The following is a 16,770-nucleotide window of genomic DNA, read 5'->3' as shown; positions in this document are numbered from 1 at the left end:
CGACCACCGTTTATCATGTCGTACGGATCAAGTGCGAACCTAATCTTGCGCATCGAAGCGAGCTCGTGCCCGAGATCGTGAAACTAGACTAGAAGATGGCTGCATCGACCGGCTTGCAAATTTTACCCCTGATGCATCGCGTCAGCGGCACCTCGTCCGAGATCTGCATCGTGTTCAGCGCCAGTGCACCGCCAACATGTTAAGCCTCCGAATAAGTCAGCTCTGCTCCCCTCTATCAGGGTTCTCTCGTCGTCTGTCCAGACCTCCATAGACCGCGGAAATTGCCGCCGCCATCCCGGTTTTCACGAGCACTATTTCCGGCCTCGCGGGGGCCTTCGATCTTGCGAGTCCGGCGCGAGCCGGATCGTGATCGTGGCGACAGCCGTCTGGACGAGGCGATAGACAGTGGGAATCGAGACTCCGAGGTGATGCGCGATCTGTTCGATCGAGTATCCGCCGAACCTGTGCATCTCAAGCGCTACTCGCTGGTTTTTCGGCAGCTCGGCCAGCATGTCCATGGCTAGACGCATGCTCTCGCAAAAGAGAAGAGTCTCCTCGGGCGTGGCAACGGTTTGAGGACTAACCCAGGAAGGGGCGTCGCTGCCCTTTCGCTGGTGCTCCAGCGTCTTCCGTCTGAGGACGTCGACGGCGAGATTATGGACGATGCGGAATAGATACGATCTTGGACGCGCCGCCGGCACCCTCGCCTGGGTGGCCGGTACGAATTTGATGAAAGCATCTTGAACCACGTCCTCGGCAGAGTCGCGCGATCCCAGGAGGCGCGATGCGTATTCGACGAGAACCGCTCGATGGGCCAGATAGAGAGCAAGACGCGTATCTGGACCCTCCTTCATCTGTACCTTCTCCGCATCACCATAGATCTCCCCGCGTCGAGAGAGCGTTCGCTTCGGCCACCGCTTGCTTCGTGGGCCTGTATCGGCGACACGGCAGTGGTCTTGTGCGACACTTGGTACACTCGCGGGCCTTCGTATCCACCTTCACGCACGCCGAACGAAGGACACAACCTTCACGAAATCGAAAACTCTTTCAACACCAGTTGTTTATAAGGACTCTAGAGTGAACTGACTCACAGGGAGCGAGTGCGCGCGGAGTGAATGCTTGTTCCAAGATCATCGCCCTGCTCGAGTTGTGCGACGCTGACGTGGGCGTCGACCGCTCGAGCGGCAAAGGGCCTGCTTAGGGGCCTGCTTATGCCATTCCTGCGGAGCGCTCTTCGGCAATAAGAGCCGACAGAAATCGGGAGGCGCCCCAAAAAATCTGGCCCCGTGTGAGAATCTCCCAGAGATTTTCGTCTTTACGGCGGAAGAGCGTCTCTGTGACCGGATCGGCGTTGGCTCGGATATCGCTTTGGACAATCGATACGACCTCCGGCTCGTTTTGAAGCTCCGTGTCGGATTTAATTGGTAGTTGGCGGCCTAGGCCTTCTTTGCAAGGAAGCAGATGGTGAAGACATTGCTGCACATCCCGCCGCAAGCTCCTCCCCGCTCGAATCTCAACACGAGCAATTTCAAAACACCAGGTCTTTGTCTGCGCGGCAGCAAGCCTCCCGAGCTAAAGCACCTGCGATGGGCCGTGACGGCGGCCGATTGTGGCAGCTTTCGTGAGGCAGCGGAACTGCTAAGACTGCAACAGTCGACCCTCAGCCGTTCAATTCGCCAGATCGAGCACGGCCTAGGTTTTACCATTTTCGAGCGCTCAAGCGGAGGTGCAAGCCCAACGCCAGCGGGTCGCCGCGTTCTGCGCCTGGCAAGAACCATCCTGGAGGAATTTGACGCACTCATAGCGACGGCAAAGTCCGTTCAGAACGGCGAGACCGGTCGGCTATCAGTCGGTTTCTGCACATCACTTTCGGCAAGCAATCTGCAGGTCTCCTTGGTCGAATTCAAACGCCGCTTTCCACGGATCGAACTCGCAATGGTCGAACGATCACGGACACGTCTGGCAAGGGCACTTCGTAATGGCTTGCTGGATATCCTAATCGTCACAGGAAGTCTGCCATTGTTCGACAGCAAAGCGATGTCGCTCTGGAGCGAGCGTCTTCTAGTTGTTTTATCCCGCGACCATCCCCTCGCTGCGCAGGAGACTGTCTATTGGACCGATCTGCGCGGGGAAACGGTACTGCTGAGCCATTACGATCCCGGACGGGAGCTTGAAGACCTTTTGGTTTCGAAGCTCGTATCAGCTCGGGATCGTCCTAAGATCGAGCATCATGAACTCAGCCGTGACAATATCAGGAGCCTGATCAGCATGCAGGGGGGTGTCAGTCTGGTGCTCGAATCCGATACCGGAGCGAATTTTGCCGGTTTGATCTACCGGGAGCTGCGCGATGGCACGGGCGCAAGCCGGTTCGACTATTCTGCCCATTGGCGAGCCGACAATGAAAACCCCGCCTTGGATGCCTTCCTAAAACTCCTCTCGGAGCGCTACCCGTCACCTCGCTTAGGAGGATGACGCGCACGGCGAGCCCTTACAAAATTCCGGTCCGTTGCCATGAACCGGGCCAACATGGGCGCAATCAGCTTGACCGGCTCATTGATCTGTTGACCCGTCTCACGTGCGAGAATTTCAGCATAGGCCACCAGATCCCGGTGGACGCTCGCTGGCAATTCGTGCGTCAGCTTAACCGGCTTATCGTCCTCGATTGCTCCGAGCTTAAGCTTGGCCATTGTCCTCATCCCCTGGAGGGCTCGAGTACCAGGTCACGATTGACGATCACTCTCACCGGAAATCCAGGACGGATTGTCAACGTTGGCTGGATATTGAGATTGCGTCGAACCACCTGTTGGCCTGTTTGGTTGAGGGAGTCTCCCGCCCCACGCCGCAGCGCCTGAATGATGTCGCTGTTGGTGTTATTGACATCCGCCCCCGAATTTACCTCGGTGCCGATGGCCAGCAGCGTTGATAGCGCCGCTGCTCCGAGTAACTCTTTCCAATGGTTGTCGACCTCGTCCTTAATGCCGGAATATCCGCCCGCATCCGCGCCAGCCTGCCGTTCCAAGACAATTGAGCGTCCGTCCGGCATGATGAGCCGTGTCCAAACGAGGAGCACGCGGGACTGACCGAACGCGACCTGGTTGTCATAGGTCCCTATTAACCGCGCCCCCTGCGGGATCAGCCTGATACGCCCGGTGGGGGTATCGTAAACGTTTTCAGTCACTTGGGCCGTGATCTGGCCCGGTAGATCTGAGCGGATCCCCGTGATGAGTGCAGCCGGAATGACCGTCCCCGCCTGAACTACGAACGGCGAGGGTGGCCTCATCAGGCGATCGGGGCTTGTCGTGCGCCGATCGACGGCCGCATTGACGAACGCAAGTTTTCGGTCCTGCCCATTTTGAACGAATGCTTCGTCGGAGGACATTGACGTGTTTGAAGGTATCTCGCTCGATGTTGTCCCGCCGGGCGATGGGCGGAGATTGGTATTGGCAAACACCTTGCTAGTGCGCGCTGCCTCTGTTTCCTGATTGACGCGCTGCTGTTCGGCGTCGATGGCGAGAGAACCGGATTGGGACGAGCTTTGTGCCGCAACGATGGGACGGCCAAGATCGCCGGGCAAAGGCGATCCAAGACGGGGCACGTCGTGGGGAATTCCTGCATAGTCGTTCGGCAGGCTTGCGAGTTCGTCGGCGACATTATGGTGGTCGGTCGAGTAGAGCTCCTCCGGAACCGGAGCACGCTTTGATTCGTTCTGCAGAGCCCACAACACCGCGCCACAGATCATCACGAGGGCCAAAGTAGTGCCACCTAGGAGCACTTTGCGCGAGAGGCGCCTGACTTGCGGCCATTCCGGTCGCAGCCGCAGGGTTTCAGCCACTGCTTCCCGCTGCTGCGGCCGAGAAGCATAATAGCGTGCATCATTCAGCTGGTCATTGTCCGTCACAAGGACCTCCCCTCGCTTCGAACGATTCGTACCCTCTGCTGGTTCTCCCCTCCAAGTCTCAGTTCAGCGGCTGCGAATAGCCGATCGACGATCAGCACGTTGCCGTAAGCGCGAAAGTTGACGAGCTCAGTATTACCATCAGGCCCGATCACGAACAGCGGCGGCATCTCGCCTTGACCAATACCAGGCGAGAACTCGATATAGACCTTGCGGCCATCATCATAGGCATTGACAGGACGCCAGGGCGGGCTGTCTCCCTCGATTGTGTATCGGTAGCGACGCTCTGCCGGATCCGGAATGATAGGCATCGGCAGCAGGGCTTGACCATGCAGGGACTGGTTCTCCGGATAGAACCACGCAACTGACGGCATATAGGGCTTTTCGCGAGAGCGCAGCTCAATCAGGTAAGTGCGCCGATCGGTGTTGATGATGAGATTGGTCTCGATCGCCGGACGTGTCGGCTTCACCATGATGTGCACACGTCGCGTCTCGCCACTGCCACTTTCGGTATCGCCAACGACCCAGCGCACGGTATCGCCTGCGGCGACTGGCCCCGAACCAATCAGCTGTTCGCCAGCCTGAAGCGCAATGTCCGTGATCTGCCCCGGCGCCGCGTAGATCTGATAGAGCGCGCCCGGACTATAGAAAAATACCTGGACGGCATTGAAATAACCCGCCTTCCGAGGCTCCACGCGCGCGGCGTCATTTGCGGTTTCAATCCGTTCGATGGGCTCCTTGGCTTCCGCATTCTTGCCGCCCCGCGCCGGCTTCCAGGCGGGCGGAACATGCAGCGATCTTGGATGATCGTCGGCAAGCGCCGGCAGATCTGCAACCGGCGGGAGTTCGCGATCATAGCTGATTTGCGGAGGTTTGACCGCGGTGCAGCTGCCGAGGGAGGACACGCAGATCAAGAGACCCACACGTAAGCTCGGCCCGATTCTCTCTGGCGCAATCACATGACCCGATGGCATCGCTATCCCAGCTCCTTCGACCAGTTGATCGCATTGACATAGATGCCAAGTGGATTTTTGCGCAGCCGATCCAAATCGCGGGGCATTTCCACGATGATGGTGAGGATCGCGCTCCATCTCTCGGTCGCAGCAAGCTGGCCGTTCTCGTAGCGACGTTCGATCCAGGCTACGCGAAAGCTATCGGGCGAGGCCCGAATAACGCTCGAGACCTCGACTGAAACTTGCGTCCTGCCGAGCTTGTCGAAAGGATTGCTGTTGCGGGCATAGTCATTGAGTGCGGCCGCGCCGCGGTCCGTCGTGAAGTCATAGGCACGCAGCCAATCCTGGCGCAGCACGATCGCGTCCATCGGCAGACCACGCACGTGTTCGACGAACCGGGCCAAGTGAAAGGCAATTTGGGCATCGGTTGGTTGATAGTCGGAATTTGCCGGAGCAACCGTTTTGGCCTCGCCCAGACGGTCTATCTCGACCACCCAAGGCGTAACAGTGCCTTGGGCGGCCTGCCAGACAAGAGCTGCCGCGAAGCCGGCGGATAGAAACAAGCAACCAAAGGCCATCAGGCGCCAGTTCTTTGCCTGAACCCGTGCAGAGCCGATACGATCATCCCAGACCTGAGCGGCTCGTTGATAGGGAGTGACCGCCTCAGGTGTGCGGCCGTAGTGGACGGCCGATCGTTTGAACATGCTTTGACCTCAAGACATCGCTGTGAGTTGCTTACGAGCATCGAGCCTCAGTGATCCTCCTGCGAGAGGTCGACTGATCCGCCGCTCCCGCCGTGATCGCCAGAGCGCACCGCTTGCGCAGCGGCCGACGTGCCTTGATTGATGCTCTGCGTCCGCTTCATGCGGCGAGCCCATGCGGGCGTGGTCTCGGATGAGCTGGAAGAAGAGCCGTCCACATGACCGCTGCCGTCGCCTCCTCCACGCAGATGAGTTGCGGCCGAACGCAACGGACTTGTCGCAGCGGAAGCGCCCGTCTCCGCTGCACCCGGGACCCCAGCTGTCCGGAACGCGCGGGCCGCACCACCTGCAATGGCGCTTGCTCCGCTCGCGGCGCCCGCAATCGCGCGGCTGCCCAGTCCAGCACCGCCGGCGGCAAGACCGGCTCCGGCTGCAAGCACCCCGCCGGCCGCCAGTCCCGTGCCAACGGCCGATCCTGCACCAAGCTGCGGACCTCCCGAGACGATGCCGTTGGCGATACCGGGCCCGTAGATCCCGAGGCCGAGCAAGGAGAGAGCCCCGAGCACCAGCGCCATCGCGTTTTCGATGGTCGGCTGGTTGCCGCCAAAACCAGCCGTGAACTGCGCAAACAAGGTCGATCCGATGCCGACGATGACGGCCAGCACCAGAACCTTGATCCCTGAGGAGATCACGTTACCGAGCACGCGTTCGGCGGCAAAGGCGGTCTTTCCGAACAGGCCAAAGGGGATCAGCACAAAGCCTGCAAGTGTCGTCAGCTTGAACTCGATGAGGGTCACGAACAGCTGAATGGACAGAATGAAGAACGCCAGCAGCACCACAACCCAGGCGAACAGCAGGACTGCGATCTGGACGAAATTTTCGAAAAAGCTGACATAGCCCATCAACCCCGAGATCGACTCCAGGATTGGCCGTCCGGCATCAAGTCCCACTTGTGCGATCCGGCCGGGCCGCAAGAAGTCTGCCGACGAAAGGCTCGTGCCTGAGGCTTTGAGGCCTAGCGCGGCGAAGCTCTCGAACACGATTCGGGCAAGGTTGTTCCAATTGCCGATAAGATAAGCGAAAACGCCGACGAACAGCGTCTTCTTGACGAGCCGGGCGATGATGTCCTCGTCAGCCGCCCAGGACCAGAACAGGCCCGCCAGCGTGATATCGATTGCAGCGAGCGTAGTGGCGAGATATCCAACTTCGCCGCCTAACAGCCCGAACCCGGAATCGATATAGCGGGTAAAGGTCTCTAGAAACTGATCGATGACGCCGGTGCCGCCCATCGCTCACTCGCTTTGCGCTGCTGGAATGGCAGGATAGCCGAAAGGCAGACGACTCTCGTCCTTGGGCGGCGCAGACGATGATGATCCGGCATAGCCCCGCTCGCCCTCCAAGGCGCCGCTCTTGCGGCCAAAGAATTGGCGGCGCTTCTCGGCCCAGAGCTTTCGGCACCCGAGAAGAACGTCGTTCTGGTCGTCTTTAAGAGTGCGGCATTGCTCGAGCTTTGCCGACACCGGGTCGGAGTTGCTGGCGCGCGACGCGGGAGAGCCGGTCTCGCTTTCGTCGCCGCGCAGCCGGATCGCGCAGGCAGCGACGGCAAGGACAGCAACTATGACGGTCACCAGCACCGGGAGCCGCTCAAGTTTGTTTGTCATCATCAGTGAAACATCTGCACGGTTGTAGGTTGATAACCCTGACCTTGGGTCAGGAAGCGCCGCAGCTGCTCCCTCGCCTGATCCTGAGCTGCTGCTCGCTGCGCGGATCGGAGGTCTTGCGCTCGCCCCTGGGAGGCAACAGCTGCGGTGAGATCTGCAAGCTGCTGCGCCTGAACTGCCAGAAGCTGATTGCCGGCCTGGCTTGCCTGCAAAGCCCCTGTCGCGCCCTGACTCGCAGTGACCAAGGCCGATATCTGGGTACGGTTGGTATCGAGATTACCGACGACGCTCGCCTGCACCCGCATGGCGTCCTGCAGGCCCGCCACCGCGTTCTGCCAGCGTGTTTGTGCGTTGGCGACAAGGGCCTGATCAGAGATGTTGCCTGACGCTGGGGCGTAGGTCGTCGAGAACGCGGCATCGATTTGCTGAACGTCATAGGCGATGCGCTGCGCCTCTGCCAGCAGCCGCTGCGTGCGTTGAATCGATTGCTCGAGCTGCTGCAACGAGGAATACGGCAGATTTGCCAGATTCTTGGCTTGGTTGATCAACATCTGCGCTTCGTTCTGCAGCGAGGTGATCTGGTTATTGATCTGCTGCAGTTCGCGCGCGGCCGTCAGTGCATTCTGCGCGTAATTATTGGGATCGAAGACGATCCACTGTGCCGCGGTTTTCTGAGGCGCTTGGAAAATGAGAATGGCGGCGAAACTTGCCGTCAGAAGCGGACGGAGGCGGCTCATCAGAAATCTCCTTGCTTGGCCATTTGCGGAATAAGCTCGCAGGCCCATCCGAGGTTGTGAGCTGTCAGCCAGCCCTTCACAAAATTCTCGCGGCCAGCTTCGGCCAGTACCTGCTCGATCAGCGCCTGGTCCGTTTTGGACGAAGCTGCCGTAAAAGCGAGCGCGATCTCGCCAAGGCCGAGCTCAAACAGGCGATTGCCCCGGCGCGACTGGCAGTAGTAATCCCGTTTGGGCGTCGCGCGGGCCAGCATCTCAATCTGGCGATCGTTCAGCCCAAAGCGCCGGTAGATTGCCGTGATCTGCGGTTCGAGCGCCCGATCGTTGGGAAGGAGAATCCGGGTCGGAGAGCTTTCGATGATCGCCGGTGCAATCGCCGAGCCGTCGATGTCTGCAAGCGATTGGGTGGCGAATACGACCGAAGCGTTCCTTTTGCGAAGCGTCTTGAGCCACTCGCGGAGCTTGCCCGCAAAATCAGCATCATCAAGGGCGAGCCATCCCTCGTCGATGATCAGCAGAGTTGGGCGGCCGTCAAAACGATCCTCGATCCGATGAAACAGATAAGAAAGAACGGCTGGCGCGACCGCGGTGCCGATCAAGCCATCCGTCTCGAACACCTGAACGGATGAATCCCCCAGCCGCTCATGTTCGGCATCGAGCAACCGGTCATAGGGACCTCCGAGGCAATAGGGCTGCAGCGCCCGCTTCAGCATGTTGGATTGGAGAAGTAGGGAGAGCCCAGTGAGCGTGCGTTCCGCTGTCGGCGCAGAAGCGAGCGAGGTCAGGGCCGACCAGATGTGGTCTTTGGTCTCAGGCGTCACCTCGATCCGTTCGCGAGTGAGAATTGAGGCGATCCATTCGGCCGCCCAACCTCGTTCGGAAATGTGATCGATTTTTGCAAGCGGCTGGAGGGCCACGAACTCGGAGGATTCGCCTGCAACGGCGCCGCCAAGATCATGCCAACTGCCGCCCATCGAGATTGCGGCGGCACGGATCGAGCCGCCGAAATCGAACGCAAAGATTTGCGCGTCTGGGTAGCGGCGGAACTGCAGAGCCATAAGCGCCAAGAGCACCGATTTGCCCGCACCGGTCGGCCCGACGACGAGGGTGTGTCCGACATCGCCGACATGCAGCGAGAACCGGAAAGGGGTCGATCCTTCCGTCTTGCCAAAGAATAGCGCCGGAGCTTTGAGGTGATGGTCCCTCGCCTCTCCGGCCCACACGGCCGAAAGCGGAATCATGTGGGCGAGGTTCAGCGTCGAAATCGGCGGCTGGCGAACGTTGGCATACACATGTCCCGGCAGACTGCCGAGCCAGGCTTCCACGGCATTGACCGTCTCGACCTTACAGGTGAAGTCGCGCCCCTGGATCACCTTCTCGACCAGCCGCAGCTTTTCGCCAGCGGTTTGCGCATCGCGATCCCAGACAATGACCGTTGCTGTCACGAAGGCCTCACCGATCTGATCCGAGCCTAGCTCCTGGAGCGCGGCATCGGCGTCGACAGCCTTGTTTTGCGCATCCGTGTCGAGAAGGCTTGAGGCCTCGTTGGTCATCACCTCCTTTAGGATCGCAGCGATCGATTTCCGCTTGGCAAACCATTGCCGCCGAATCCTGGTCAGGAGCTTCGTGGCGTCTGTCTTGTCGAGCGTGATGGCCCGAGTAGACCAGCGATACGGAAAGGCCAGGCGATTCAGCTCATCGAGAATCCCGGGCGTGGTCGCCGTCGGAAACCCTACCACCGTCAGAACGCGCAGATGCGCTGCCCCCAGCATCGGTTCAAGCCCGCCTGTCAGCGGCTGGTCGGCAAGCAGCGCATCCAGATACATGGGGATTTCGGGCACACGAACCCGATGCCGCTTCGTCGAGATCGTTGAGTGCAGGTAAGTGAGCGTCGCTTCGTCATCGAGCCAGCCGCATTCCGGCATAAAACCTTCCACGAGCTGCAGGACGCGGTTCGTCCGATCGATAAAGCCGCTCAGCACCTCTCGCGCATCCACCCCTCGCGTGTGATGGCTGCCCTCATAAAGCAGCCGCTCTGCTACAGCTGCCCCCTCCGCCGGCGACAAATATAGGAAAGTCAGGTAGTAGCTCGATTCGTAATGGCTGCCTGCCTCCTCGAACTGCGCCTTGCGCTCGGCGTCAACCAGGGCGGATGCGAGATCCGGAAAACTGTCCGGGGGATAGGGCCCGCCCGAATGGCGCTGTGCTTCGACGAATATCGCCCAACCCGATCCCAAACGGCGGAGCGCATTGTTCAGGCGTCCCGCGACGGCGATGAGTTCGGCCGGCATGGCGCTCTCGAGATCCGGTCCGCGAAACTTTGCTGTTCGCTGAAACGAACCATCCTTGTTGAGGATGATTCCTTCCTCGACCAAGGCAGCCCAGGGCAAGAAGTCCGCAAGGCGCGTGTTCGAGCGTCGGTATTCGGCAAGGTTCATCATGGCAGTTCAGGTGCTGAGGTGACCGGGAATACGAACGTGCCGGCGCGCGACCTCAACGAAATCAGGGTCGCGCTTGGCCGCCCAAACGGCGACCATGTGGCCGATGCACCAGAGGAGAAGGCCGGCTAACCAAAGCCGGAGCCCAAGGCCCAATACTGCGGCCAATGTCCCATTGAGGATAGCGATCGACCGCGGCGCGCCGCCCATCAGGATCGGCTCGGTGAGCCCATGGTGCACGGGCGCGACAAAGCCTCCGACTGGCTCATCCATCAGATCACCACCCCGCCACCGAACGAGAAGAACGACAGAAAAAAGCTCGAGGCGGCAAACGCGATCGACAGACCGAACACGACCTGGATCAGTCGGCGGAAACCTCCCGATGAATCGCCAAACGCCAGCGACAGCCCGGTGACAATGATAATGATGACCGCCATGATCTTGGCGACCGGCCCCTCGATCGACTGCAGGATCTGATTGAGCGGCTGCTCCCAGGGCATGTTGGATCCAGCGGCCCAGGCCGGGACAGTCGGTGCGCAAAACGCCGCGACCCCAGCGATGCTCGGTCCGAGAGACAATTTACGCTTCATGACCGATCTCCAGTGCTGTCAGGCTGTAATCGTCGCATGGTCCGAGCCCCGAGACACAGGCGAGTTCAGCGAGGCGGCGCTCGGCGCCGCGACCAGCAAGAACCGCAATCACGTTGATGGTTTCGGCGATCAGCGCGCGCGGGACCGTGACGACAGCTTCCTGGATGAGCTGCTCGAGCCGGCGCAGGGCACCAAGCGCGGTGCCTGCATGGATAGTGCCGATGCCCCCGGGATGCCCGGTGCCCCAGGCTTTCAGGAGGTCGAGCGCCTCGGCCCCGCGGACCTCGCCAATCGGAATACGATCGGGCCGAAGGCGAAGCGAAGAGCGCACGAGATCAGAAAGCGAAACTACGCCATCCTTGGTACGCAAGGCCACCAGGTTCGGCGCCCTGCACTGAAGCTCTCGCGTATCTTCGATGAGGACGACGCGGTCATTGGTCTTGGCGACTTCCGCAAGAAGCGCGTTTGTCAGTGTCGTCTTGCCGGTGGAGGTGCCCCCTGCCACCAGAATGTTCTTTCGTGCGGCTACCGCATGTCGTAGCGCGTTGGCATGGCCTGATGCCATGATTCCGGCCGCCACGTAGTCCTCGAGGCCAAATACGGCGACCGCCGGCTTGCGTATTGCAAACACTGGAGCGGTAACGACCGGCGGCAGCAAACCTTCGAAGCGTTCCCCAGTCTCGGGTAACTCCGCCGATATCCGGGGCGATCCAGCATGAACTTCGGCACCTACGTAATGCGCAACCAGCCGGACAATTCGTTCTCCGTCGGCCGCGGATAAGCTCTCGCCAGTGTCTGCTAGCCCGCCCAACAGCCGATCGATCCATAGTCGGCCATCGGGATTGAGCATCACCTCGACGACGCATGCATCTTCCAGGAAGCCTCCGATAGCCGGTCCCAGCGCGGTCCGGAGCATGCGTGCCCCGCGCAACGCCGTCTCCGAATCGAACGAATGGATTGCCATGCCTGCCCCCAAGCCTCTGACGCCGCGTTCGGCGCCTTCAGTTCTGATGACTACAAAAGGCAGGATGCGTATGACCGCAACAACGGAACGTACGGTTCGTAGCCGGGCGTAGAAGAAGAAACATTTGGCAAAGGTGCAGTGTTGAGGCTGCGGCCCTTAAACTGGGCGCGCGGGAGATCACGCCAAGGGTCGGCCTGTCTCACCACTCCACGCTCTCATTCGCCTCAAGGATCGAGATCTCGGTTGGAGGAACCGCGGACTGCGCTGAGCGAACTTTGCCCGTGCGCCCACGCGCAATTGACGTGCCGGTGTTCCAAATCAACGGTCGAAGCAGCCAAGGGCCGATGAACCACAACAGTGCGGCTAGCTGCAGCACAACAATCACGCTGAAGGCTGTCTGGTAGGCAAGCGCGGGGTAGTGACCGTCCTGTGCGGGCCATCGCTCAAGAATCAAGCCAATCCCGTACTGCACGATGAAGGCCCAACCAAAATGCAGCACGTTCAAACCGCCATTGGCGCGCGCCACCAATTCCGCTGGAAAGTAATCTCCTATGATCGCGTAGCTGAGAGCGGTAGCCGATCCGACAACCGACACGACGCACCACGGCAAGAGCGACGACCAGGGCGGATGCACGATCAATGTAAGCTCTGCTACAACAAACAGTGCTCCGACAATCGCGAACAACTGCTCCATCTTACTGCCGCGGCCGCGTACCAAGTCGGCAAGCAAGCCCAAGAGCAATGCGCCAAAGCTTAGGGCTAGCGCCATAACGAATAATTGGGTGACGAGGCTCGTTCGATCCAATCCTTCGACGTCGCTAAGCCAAGGCGCCGCCCACAGCGACTGCAATGCCCACGCCGACCCAATGCAGGTCGCTGACAAAGGCGCAATCCTCCAGAAACGCGCATCTGAATAGATGGTCCTAAGGGCGGCCGCGCCCCGATTTGTTTGTGAAGCTGTGGTGCGTTCTGGAACCACAAGATAGATCAGAACAGCTGCAGCAGCACTTACTGCTCCCAGCACCTCAAATAGACCGCGCCAGCCGATCCAATCCAGCAACATCTCCGCCGGCGCTGTGGCGGTCACCGCGCCCAATGCACCCAGCATGATCATAAAGCCATTGATGAGCGCCACACGTTCTCTTGGAAACCAGAGAACGATTATTTTCAGCCCAGCCATCAAAGCAGCCGCAACACCAACTCCGATCATCGCGCGAGCAATCATAAGCGACAGAAATCCCGTCGATATGCCGAATAGCGCAGCGCCCGCGGCCGCGATCACCAGGAGCGCACTTTGGACCCGACGTGGACCGAAGCGATCCAGAAGCATGCCGACCGGAATCTGAACCGCCGTAACGACCAGGAAATAGACCGACGTGAGCAGCCCGAGATCGGCAGCACCAAGCTGCAGATCTGATGCGAGCCGACCGGAAATGAGCGTGTTGATGGTCCGGAACAGGTAGGAAAGATAATAGCCGGCTGCGAATGGAAGAAAAACACAGGAGATGAGCCGCCAGATCGGAAGGCGCTCAGCGGGACTTTCGGGTGATGTTTGCCTCGGAACGTCATTTGGCGCGCTTGTCCGCGCGCAACTAGCCGATTCAACAAAAGGCGTTTGGCAGATGTCGAAAGTTGAGATTGCTGCCGCCCTCCCCGGCGGCAGCACTCAGCTCAGTTTGTTCGTCAACCAAGGTTACCGACTGGTCTTCCTGATTGACTTGCTCATGCGTGATACCGAGAATTGCTTCACCCTTCGGTCCAAGCTCGGAGCCAGCGGGCTGGTCGCGCCCCTCGAGGGTCTCCCGCATCACGGGCCGACCCAGCCGTACGCGCCGATCAACCTGCTCGGCCAACGCCTTGAACCGCTCGCGGCCGAGCATGCACGCATCCCGCTGCTGTGATGGCGACATGGGTGGCGTCAACGTGAGGTGATAGCGCGCATGCAGGGCCACCGTTTCGGCGATGATCGCGATCTCGCGCTCCAGACGGCTCATCTGGCCACCTATCCGGTCCAGAGCCTCATGAATTAGACCTTCGATGGGCGGCGCCGGATCCAGGAAACGCTCAAGGGCCGTCTCGACGACCATGCTCTTACCGACGCCCGGTCGATCAGTCGCAGCCTCAAGTCGCTGGAAAATGCTCTGCGAAAGTTGAACGGTTATCTTTCTGGTTCGCAGAGCTTCGTTCGGGATCGGTTGCGCATCCGCGCCAGCTTGAATCGAGCTGGGCTTGTTTCCGAGCTCTCCACCAACTTGCATACTCCACGCCTCCACTCTGCCACTGCATAAACCCGCGCCACGGTGCCTCGATGCGTGACGTGAATTTCCAACCCAAACGAATGAATCGCCCTAGCGATGATGGAATGACAGAAGAAGTGGAGCGAACGTCACTTCAAGCGCACAGACATCCCAGTCGTGGTCTGGCGTAGCGAAAGAAAGAAAAGGCGTCCTGATCCGGTGGAGCCGGATTTCTCCGCTCATCTAATCCGCTGCTCAAGGTCGAGCCTGACCTGTTGCGCCAGTCTTTGGGCGCTGAATGAGCCGTCGGTCCCGTGCATGCTTCGCTGCTGTTTGCTGTTTTTCGACTCACCCGGTCCCGCCTGCAATGGCCCAGAACAAGTGCCGGTTTGCGCTTTCGTTGGCCACAAGAATGCTTTCATCCGCGAGCATCACGGGTCGCGTCGATCACATCGTCGCAATCCACCCGTACTCGCGGGAGGCCGTAGCCGCCCCTTGCATGTACCCGGCGATTTCCACATCCTCGCAGGCACCGCATGGCATATGCAGCCGATAGACGTTGAGCGGCGCATTGACATGCCCGAACGTGGCGACGGCGCGAATGACCGCGCGCTCGCCCGCTTTGCCGCGAGTTTGGGATGGCTCGGACCGACGGGCCAAAAGAGCATCCTACACCATTTCTCTCAGGCACATTACCCAGCCCGGCCAACAGCGTCACGGGCGAGCGGGATCGCCGCCAGTCAGACATTGGCTTTGCGAGAAGAGCGCTGAAGTGGTGGCCTAATCGCAGCTCGTCGGCGAAGTGTGGCTATCACCTTTCGGGGGGGCGTCGGCTTGGATCCCGACTTCTGCACTTCCTTGGGCTTAAGCAGCATTGGCTGCAATTCAGTGCGGCCATCGGGCCAATCTGCGCAATTCCTCGGTGCCTTTGATCATATCGCACAGCGATGGTATAAAGGTGCGCGCTGAAGCACATAGAAAGCCGAGAAGCGTTAGGCAATATTGTCGTTGGTTTCTGATGCAACATTCGCTTCGCGCAAGGGCCCGCCTTCGCGACGTAACCAAGCTCCTAAGCCAAGCTGCGGTGGGTGCGTTGACGATCGCAATACTGCGCACCGCCCGCTATTTCGATCCGATCAAGACCGCCAACTTGTTCGGCCGGATCGCCCGCTCACTCGGGCCCATGATGCGGGAGCAAAAGATCGGTCGCGCCAATCTGACCGCCGCATTTCCCGAGAAGTCGCCTGCAGAGATCGAGGTCATTCTCGCAGGCGTCTGGGATAATCTCGGTCGTGTCGGCGCCGAATTCGCGCATCTCGATCATATCTGGCAGTACGATCCCGCTCAGCCCGGGAATAGCAGGATCGAAATCGAGAAGCGCTCATACGAACTGTTTACGCAGCTGCGGCTCGACGGCAAACCGGCGCTGATCTTTGCAGGCCATCTCGCCAACTGGGAACTTCCCGCGCTGGCTGCCGTCGCGCACGGGCTGGACGCCGCGATCCTGTATCGCCGGCCCAACATCGCCTCGGCCGACCGCATCATCCGGGATATGCGCGCCGTAAAAATGGGGACGCTGATACCGGCTGGCCGTGAAGCCCCCCTCAAACTTGCGGAAGCCCTGAAAAATGGTCAGCATGTCGGGATGCTGGTCGACCAGTATCTGACCAACGGCGTCGAGGTCACTTTCTTTGGCCGCAAGACGAGGGCCAATCCGATGCTGGCCCGGCTGCTGCGGCAGATCGAGTGCCCGATTCATGGCGTACGTATCATCCGCCTGCCGGGACATCGCTTTCGTGCCGAGCTGTCTGAAGAAGTGAAGCCGGTCCGCGACGCCGCCGGACAAATCGACATTCAGGGAACGATGCAAGCGGTCACATCTGTGATCGAGGGCTGGATCCGCGAATATCCCGATCAGTGGCTGTGGCTACACCGCCGCTGGCGCTAGCGCTCCGCCTCCTAAAAGGGGTATCGCGCCGCGGGGCCTCTCAAGCCTGACGCGCTATTTGATAGCGGAGACCGTGCGGCTGGCTTGGGAGGACCGGGTTGGCATATGAGACAGCGAGATAGCGAGTGCTACTCTCTCGGCGCTACTGACCAACCAACCATCGCGTTTTGGGCGCTTCGGCCAGTCGAGAGATCTCCTCAGTCATCCGATCGAATAGTGGAACGGTCCCCATGGGACAGTGCGAGACACCCATAGGAACGTAATTCGCCAGGCAGCCATCGGAGGCATTGCGAACCTTGCCGTCGATCAAACTGCATCTCTTTTATGAGTTCACTGCCTTAAGCCCTGTGGCTCTCACCGGCTTTCAATTACCCACAAATTCTCCGCCGACCATGGCGCTCAGCGCCATGTCGGTGAGGCGTGACAGCCCGCGCCACATAACGGTATTGCCGGGCGGCGGATCGCTGGCGCGGGCGAGATAACCGCCGAGCCGGGCGATCTTGATCAGGTAGTGCGAGAGCGTTTTCTGTCTTGCTTTTGGTTTGTCGTTGACGAGGCGATTGAGCACGCCGATTTCCGTCGCAGTCAACGCGAGAGTTGGCGGCGCGTCTGGGGCGGAACGGTTGAGCATCGTCATCCAGAACACCCT

16 protein-coding genes and 1 pseudogene are annotated in these 16,770 nt (G+C 60.0%); 2 read left to right on the top strand and 15 right to left on the bottom strand.

Features of this window, described 5'->3' with window-relative positions; all coding sequences use genetic code 11:
* Positions 1 to 311: 311 nt before the first annotated feature.
* Positions 312 to 854 (bottom strand): RNA polymerase sigma factor, encoded by a 543-nt coding sequence (locus F758_RS0131430; RefSeq protein ID WP_024511619.1) that lies wholly within the window; start codon positions 852 to 854, stop codon positions 312 to 314.
* 607 nt (positions 855 to 1,461) lie between these two features.
* Between F758_RS0131430 and F758_RS48305 the strand changes: the two genes are divergently transcribed.
* A complete protein-coding gene (locus F758_RS48305) occupies positions 1,462 to 2,472 on the top strand; it encodes a LysR family transcriptional regulator (RefSeq protein WP_084305775.1) in 1,011 nt (336 codons plus the stop codon).
* On the opposite strand, the gene F758_RS0131415 is transcribed toward F758_RS48305, so the two are convergent.
* The 13 genes from F758_RS0131415 to F758_RS0131355 all read right to left on the bottom strand — a co-directional run bounded on the left by F758_RS0131415 (position 2,445) and on the right by F758_RS0131355 (position 14,194).
* Positions 2,445 to 2,687 carry a DUF2274 domain-containing protein gene (locus F758_RS0131415; protein ID WP_024511616.1) on the bottom strand — a complete coding sequence of 81 codons (243 nt, stop codon included), beginning with the start codon at positions 2,685 to 2,687 and terminating at the stop codon, positions 2,445 to 2,447. The two genes, F758_RS48305 and F758_RS0131415, sit on opposite strands and share 28 nt — an antisense overlap.
* A 5-nt stretch (positions 2,688 to 2,692) precedes the next feature.
* The gene (locus F758_RS0131410) at positions 2,693 to 3,898 is read right to left on the bottom strand and encodes a TraB/TrbI/VirB10 family type IV secretion system protein (protein WP_024511615.1); all 1,206 of its coding nucleotides are present in this window, start codon (positions 3,896 to 3,898) and stop codon (positions 2,693 to 2,695) included.
* Positions 3,895 to 4,869, bottom strand: coding sequence for a P-type conjugative transfer protein TrbG (gene trbG, locus F758_RS0131405; RefSeq protein WP_024511614.1), 975 nt, complete (start codon positions 4,867 to 4,869; stop codon positions 3,895 to 3,897). Before trbG ends, F758_RS0131410 begins: the two co-directional genes overlap by 4 nt.
* Before the next feature lie 2 nt (positions 4,870 to 4,871).
* Entirely contained in the window at positions 4,872 to 5,552 is a 681-nt protein-coding gene (gene trbF, locus F758_RS0131400) for a conjugal transfer protein TrbF (protein ID WP_024511613.1), read from the bottom strand.
* A 47-nt stretch (positions 5,553 to 5,599) separates the two neighbouring features.
* On the bottom strand, positions 5,600 to 6,838 hold the full coding sequence (trbL, locus tag F758_RS0131395; RefSeq protein ID WP_024511612.1) for a P-type conjugative transfer protein TrbL: 1,239 nt from the start codon (positions 6,836 to 6,838) through the stop codon (positions 5,600 to 5,602).
* Between the two features lie 3 nt (positions 6,839 to 6,841).
* Positions 6,842 to 7,213 carry a putative entry exclusion protein TrbK-alt gene (trbK-alt, locus tag F758_RS0131390; protein ID WP_051387090.1) on the bottom strand — a complete coding sequence of 124 codons (372 nt, stop codon included), beginning with the start codon at positions 7,211 to 7,213 and terminating at the stop codon, positions 6,842 to 6,844.
* On the bottom strand, positions 7,213 to 7,947 hold the full coding sequence (gene trbJ, locus F758_RS0131385) for a P-type conjugative transfer protein TrbJ (protein ID WP_024511610.1): 735 nt from the start codon (positions 7,945 to 7,947) through the stop codon (positions 7,213 to 7,215). Before trbJ ends, trbK-alt begins: the two co-directional genes overlap by 1 nt.
* Positions 7,947 to 10,385, bottom strand: a complete 2,439-nt coding sequence (gene trbE / locus F758_RS0131380) for a conjugal transfer protein TrbE (protein WP_024511609.1) — start codon at positions 10,383 to 10,385, stop codon at positions 7,947 to 7,949. Before trbE ends, trbJ begins: the two co-directional genes overlap by 1 nt.
* Positions 10,386 to 10,391: 6 nt before the next feature.
* A complete protein-coding gene (locus tag F758_RS0131375; RefSeq protein WP_024511608.1) occupies positions 10,392 to 10,655 on the bottom strand; it encodes a VirB3 family type IV secretion system protein in 264 nt (87 codons plus the stop codon).
* A complete protein-coding gene (locus F758_RS0131370) occupies positions 10,655 to 10,972 on the bottom strand; it encodes a TrbC/VirB2 family type IV secretion system protein (RefSeq protein WP_024511607.1) in 318 nt (105 codons plus the stop codon). Before F758_RS0131370 ends, F758_RS0131375 begins: the two co-directional genes overlap by 1 nt.
* Complete coding sequence (trbB, locus tag F758_RS0131365; RefSeq protein ID WP_024511606.1) at positions 10,962 to 11,936, bottom strand: P-type conjugative transfer ATPase TrbB; 975 nt, start codon at positions 11,934 to 11,936, stop codon at positions 10,962 to 10,964. The genes F758_RS0131370 and trbB overlap by 11 nt, the downstream gene beginning before the upstream one ends.
* 199 nt (positions 11,937 to 12,135) lie before the next feature.
* Positions 12,136 to 13,455 carry an MFS transporter gene (locus tag F758_RS0131360; RefSeq protein WP_024511605.1) on the bottom strand — a complete coding sequence of 440 codons (1,320 nt, stop codon included), beginning with the start codon at positions 13,453 to 13,455 and terminating at the stop codon, positions 12,136 to 12,138.
* 82 nt (positions 13,456 to 13,537) lie between these two features.
* Positions 13,538 to 14,194, bottom strand: a complete 657-nt coding sequence (locus F758_RS0131355; RefSeq protein WP_024511604.1) for a hypothetical protein — start codon at positions 14,192 to 14,194, stop codon at positions 13,538 to 13,540.
* Positions 14,195 to 15,191: 997 nt separating this feature from the next.
* Between F758_RS0131355 and F758_RS0131340 the strand changes: the two genes are divergently transcribed.
* A complete protein-coding gene (locus F758_RS0131340) occupies positions 15,192 to 16,121 on the top strand; it encodes a lipid A biosynthesis lauroyl acyltransferase (protein ID WP_035723654.1) in 930 nt (309 codons plus the stop codon).
* Between the two features lie 364 nt (positions 16,122 to 16,485).
* Here F758_RS0131340 and F758_RS0131335 read toward each other — a convergent pair.
* Positions 16,486 to 16,770, bottom strand: a pseudogene (locus tag F758_RS0131335) (IS4 family transposase); the annotation flags it as partial.

The sequence above is a fragment of the Bradyrhizobium sp. ARR65 genome (assembly GCF_000472385.1).
Lineage (GTDB): Bacteria > Pseudomonadota > Alphaproteobacteria > Rhizobiales > Xanthobacteraceae > Bradyrhizobium.
Note: the sequence above shows the minus strand (reverse complement) of the source record. Positions and strands in the feature narration are given on the sequence as shown.

Excerpts from the sequence above, each read along its gene's own strand:
- F758_RS0131430 (WP_024511619.1), bottom strand. The coding sequence starts at position 854 with ATGAAGGAGGGTCCAGATACGCGTCTTGCTCTCTATCTGGCCCATCGA.
- F758_RS48305 (WP_084305775.1), top strand. The coding sequence starts at position 1,462 with ATGGTGAAGACATTGCTGCACATCCCGCCGCAAGCTCCTCCCCGCTCG.
- F758_RS0131415 (WP_024511616.1), bottom strand. The coding sequence starts at position 2,687 with ATGGCCAAGCTTAAGCTCGGAGCAATCGAGGACGATAAGCCGGTTAAG.
- trbG (WP_024511614.1), bottom strand. The coding sequence starts at position 4,869 with ATGCCATCGGGTCATGTGATTGCGCCAGAGAGAATCGGGCCGAGCTTA.
- trbF (WP_024511613.1), bottom strand. The coding sequence starts at position 5,552 with ATGTTCAAACGATCGGCCGTCCACTACGGCCGCACACCTGAGGCGGTC.
- trbL (WP_024511612.1), bottom strand. The coding sequence starts at position 6,838 with ATGGGCGGCACCGGCGTCATCGATCAGTTTCTAGAGACCTTTACCCGC.
- trbK-alt (WP_051387090.1), bottom strand. The coding sequence starts at position 7,213 with ATGATGACAAACAAACTTGAGCGGCTCCCGGTGCTGGTGACCGTCATA.
- trbJ (WP_024511610.1), bottom strand. The coding sequence starts at position 7,947 with ATGAGCCGCCTCCGTCCGCTTCTGACGGCAAGTTTCGCCGCCATTCTC.
- trbE (WP_024511609.1), bottom strand. The coding sequence starts at position 10,385 with ATGATGAACCTTGCCGAATACCGACGCTCGAACACGCGCCTTGCGGAC.
- F758_RS0131375 (WP_024511608.1), bottom strand. The coding sequence starts at position 10,655 with ATGGATGAGCCAGTCGGAGGCTTTGTCGCGCCCGTGCACCATGGGCTC.
- F758_RS0131370 (WP_024511607.1), bottom strand. The coding sequence starts at position 10,972 with ATGAAGCGTAAATTGTCTCTCGGACCGAGCATCGCTGGGGTCGCGGCG.
- trbB (WP_024511606.1), bottom strand. The coding sequence starts at position 11,936 with ATGGCAATCCATTCGTTCGATTCGGAGACGGCGTTGCGCGGGGCACGC.
- F758_RS0131355 (WP_024511604.1), bottom strand. The coding sequence starts at position 14,194 with ATGCAAGTTGGTGGAGAGCTCGGAAACAAGCCCAGCTCGATTCAAGCT.
- F758_RS0131340 (WP_035723654.1), top strand. The coding sequence starts at position 15,192 with ATGCAACATTCGCTTCGCGCAAGGGCCCGCCTTCGCGACGTAACCAAG.